The organism is Mesorhizobium captivum (assembly GCF_033977165.1).
GTDB classification, from domain to species: domain Bacteria; phylum Pseudomonadota; class Alphaproteobacteria; order Rhizobiales; family Rhizobiaceae; genus Mesorhizobium; species Mesorhizobium captivum.
This window is the reverse complement of sequence record NZ_JAVIJB010000093.1, coordinates 1-3,534: the sequence shown is the minus strand read 5'-3', so window position 1 is coordinate 3,534 and position 3,534 is coordinate 1. Positions and strand designations below refer to the sequence as shown.

The following is a 3,534-nucleotide window of genomic DNA, read 5'->3' as shown; positions in this document are numbered from 1 at the left end:
GCTTCCCTTACAACCGCGCCTTTAAGCGCTGCCGCGAGGCTGCAAACACCTTTGCATGAGGCAACGCTTGAATCGTAAGCGTTGCATCAAGGCACCTTGCAATAGGCCGATGAACATGGAGCTTTCGCGCCATGACATTGGAACATGCAGAGGGCGATGTGGTCGCCGAGATCAGCGGCGCCGCGGCGGCTGAAGATGGTGCAACGATGCCCGGCTGCACGCGCCAACGGAGGCTGTGGAGTTGCGCGGAGAAGCGCGCGCTGGTCGACCTTGCGAGCGCGGCGGGTTCCTCGGTGACCGAGGTCGCGCAAGCATTCGGCGTAGCTCCTTCGCAGCTCTATGCTTGGCGCAAGCAGATGGCCGGCGGCGAGCACGATGCCGACCAGGCGATGGCGACCTTCGCACGGATCGAGGTGAACGAACTGCCCGAGGTCGACCGGCCCGCCGCCGATTGCCCGGACCCGACCGGCAGGATCGTCGTTGCCTTTCCGAGCGGCGCGCGATTGCGCATCGACGGGACCGTCGATCCGACAGCGCTGCGCATCGTCCTGGCGGAGTTGAGCAGGTGATCACGGTGGTGCCGACCGACCAGATTTTCCTGTGCTGCGGCGCGACCGACATGCGCCGCGGGATCAACAGCCTGGCGCGAATGGTGCAGCAGGTGCTCGCGCTCGACCCGCACATGGGCGCGATCTTCTGCTTCCGTGGACGCAAGGGTCATATCATCAAGATTTTGGCGCATGACGACCAGGGGTTTTGCTTATTCACAAAGCGGCTTACCGACCGCTGTTTTGCCTGGCCGACCACGAAGGATCAGGTCGTCGTGTCGCTCACCAAGGCGGAGCTTTCGCTGCTTCTGGAAGGAATCGACTGGCGCCGGCCGAGCAAGACTTATCGGCCGCGTCTGGCCGGCTAATTTTGCTCGTTTGTTATTGATTTTGTGTCGATTCTGCTTCCTCGAAGGAGCTCTTTCGGGTATGTAGTTTGGGTGTCGGAACAAGCTCCCTCAACCGCTGATTTCCTCGCCCGGATCGCGCTTCTGGAGGCGGCCGTTGCTGCCCGTGACACCACCATCGCCGAACGCGATGAGCAGTTGCGCAGAGAGCGCGCCGAGGCCGCACTTCGCATCCAGCGCCTGCAGCTGCGGATCGATCGCTTCAACCGCAAGGCCTTCGGCCGCTCATCCGAGAAGCTCGGCCAGATGCTGCTCGAACTCGAAGATCTCGAGACCGATTTCATCGCCGGCGCGCCCGAGGCCGAGCTACCCATCGTCGCTGACACCGACAAGGTTCGGGCGTTGCCGGTGCGCAAGCTCAATCCGAACCTGCCGCGCAAGCGGATCGTTCGCGAGCCGTCTTGCGCGTGCTGCCCCGGCTGCGGCGGCGCTCTGCGCGCCATGGGAGAAGATAGCGAGGAGATGCTCGACCTGGTCGTCCAGGCCTGGCAGGTGATCGAGACCGTTCGACCCAAGTACAGCTGCCGGACGTGCGATAAAATCATTCAGGCCCCGGTACCCGCTAAGGCCATTGCACGCGGGAAGCTCAGCTATGCGGCGCTCGCCCATATCATGATGGCGAAGTGGGGTTATCATCTGCCCTACTACCGTCAAACCCAGATGATGGCCGCGAAGGGCGTCGATATCGAGCGATCCACTCTGGCGCGCAGCGCCGGCTACGCCGCCGCCTTGCTCGATCCGATCTACAACCGCCTCCGTGAGATCTGCCGTACCCGCACCAAGCTCCACACCGACGACACGCGGCTTCCGATCCTGGCGCCCGGCACCGGCACGACGCACAAGGGCGCGCTCTGGGTTTACGTCGCCGACGACCGCAATTCAGGTTCTCAGGAGCCGCCGATCGCCTGGTACCGCGCCACCATGGGTCGCGCCGGCGAGAGCGTGATGAGCGAGCTCGCCGGATTTGCCGGCACGCTGCAGGCCGACGGATTCAGCGGCTACAATCAGATCTACAGGGGCGGCGCCATTCGAGAAGCCGCCTGCCTGGCGCATCTGCGTCGCAAGATATTCGACGTTCACGACAGCCAGCCGACCGAGCTCAGCACGACGGCGATGGCCGGTATCCAGGCGATCTACCGGATCGAGGAAGAGATACGGGGGCTTCCGCCGGCCGAACGATTGGCCGCACGACGAAGGCGGACCCGACCACTGGTGCGTGCGCTGCGACGACAGCTCATGCGCCAGGCCAAGGGTTTGTCGCGCCATGCCGATATCGCCAAGGCCTTCGCCTATGGCACCAAGCGATGGCGCGCGTTCAACCGGTTCCTCTACGATGGCCAGCTCGAGCCCGACAACCTGATCGCGGAGCGTGGCGATTCGTGGATTTACCGTCGGCCGGCGCAACTGGCTTTTCTCGGGCAGCTTCGCCGCGGCCGAGCGGTCAGCGGTCGTGCTCAGCATCATCGAGACCTGCAAGCTCTGCGGCGTCGATGCCGAAGCCTACATGGCCGACGTCATCGAGCGCATCCAGAACGACTGGCCAGCCTCGCGCTGGGATGAGCTGATGCCGTGGAACTGGGTGCGGCGCGAAGAGATGCCGCTCCCCTTGGCGGCATGAGCGCGCTCGATGACATGGCGCTGCCGGACGAGGCGCTCGAGGCCTGGATGGCCGCCAAGACCAATCCCCGCCCGCTGGTGCGGACCGTCTCGGCGCTGGATGGCTTCGTAACGGCGGCGGTCACCGGGCCGCGGTTCGCGGACCCGCAAGACTGGATGTGCCCACTCATGGGGTTGCCGCGCGACGTCCTGGCCAAGGGCTCTGCAACCGATCACGCCGTGTTTGCCAGCCTCGCCAGGATCCACAACCGGATCAACGAGACGCTGTTCGACAGACCGCACGATTATGCGCCCCGCTTCACCACCAAGCCCAGCGGCGGCATCGACCCGCGGCCATGGTGCCAGGGGTTCTACGCGGCCATGAACCTCAACATCAAACGCTGGAAACGGCTACTCGACCTCAACAACCCCAACCACGGCCTGCTGCTGCCGATCCTGATCTATTGCGTCGACAAAAAGGGGCGGCCTGTCCTCGGCAAACCCAGGCCGGGACCCGAGACCGCGCACTTCATCGAGCACGAGGCATACAAAGACATCACCCTTGTCATCCCCGCCCTTCGCGAACTCCACTACGTCACCCGCTATGATGACCCGCAGTAATCGCCGCCGGCGCGCCGACTAACGGCTGACCGCCATACACGCATCAGGCGACTTCGGGAAAGGTGCCTCGGCGCATCGCTTACCTTGAATCTCGGGAGCATCGTTACGTGAGGCAATACGCACGCTCACTTAGGTTGCCGCGCCGCAGGGCTGCAAAGGCGAGGCGCGTCATCACCAGATTCGTCAGCTTCGCAACGGCGATCGGACGGGGCTCGTCGAACGGGAAGATCGGCGGAGTGCAGCGAGTTCCTCCTTCGCGCCTGGAGTGATGGTCTCGACTGCGTCCTGCCGCGCTCTCGGTCCGTCAGCCTGTCGACAGCTGAGTCCCATAGAACAGTTTCCAGCCGCCAGGGCGGCTTGAG

Annotated in this window: 4 protein-coding genes and 2 pseudogenes; all 6 read left to right on the top strand. The window is 64.2% G+C overall.

Features of this window, described 5'->3' with window-relative positions; genetic code table 11:
• Positions 1-131: 131 nt before the first annotated feature.
• The 6 genes and pseudogenes from tnpA (at position 132) to RFM40_RS33245 (ending at position 3,172) form a co-directional block, all read left to right on the top strand.
• Positions 132-569: an IS66-like element accessory protein TnpA gene (gene tnpA / locus RFM40_RS33260; RefSeq protein WP_320230227.1), complete on the top strand. Its 438-nt coding sequence runs from the start codon at positions 132-134 to the stop codon at positions 567-569.
• Between the two features lie 5 nt (positions 570-574).
• Positions 575-916 (top strand): IS66 family insertion sequence element accessory protein TnpB, encoded by a 342-nt coding sequence (gene tnpB, locus RFM40_RS33255; RefSeq protein WP_347349857.1) that lies wholly within the window; start codon positions 575-577, stop codon positions 914-916.
• A gap of 24 nt (positions 917-940) precedes the next feature.
• A pseudogene (locus RFM40_RS33825) lies at positions 941-1,282 on the top strand (transposase domain-containing protein); the annotation flags it as partial.
• A 21-nt stretch (positions 1,283-1,303) separates the two neighbouring features.
• Positions 1,304-2,266, top strand: a pseudogene (gene tnpC / locus RFM40_RS33820) (IS66 family transposase); the annotation flags it as partial.
• Between the two features lie 193 nt (positions 2,267-2,459).
• Positions 2,460-2,573 (top strand): transposase domain-containing protein, encoded by a 114-nt coding sequence (locus tag RFM40_RS33815; RefSeq protein WP_320230229.1) that lies wholly within the window; start codon positions 2,460-2,462, stop codon positions 2,571-2,573.
• Complete coding sequence (locus tag RFM40_RS33245; RefSeq protein WP_320224054.1) at positions 2,570-3,172, top strand: UPF0149 family protein; 603 nt, start codon at positions 2,570-2,572, stop codon at positions 3,170-3,172. The genes RFM40_RS33815 and RFM40_RS33245 overlap by 4 nt, the downstream gene beginning before the upstream one ends.
• Positions 3,173-3,534: the final 362 nt, after the last annotated feature.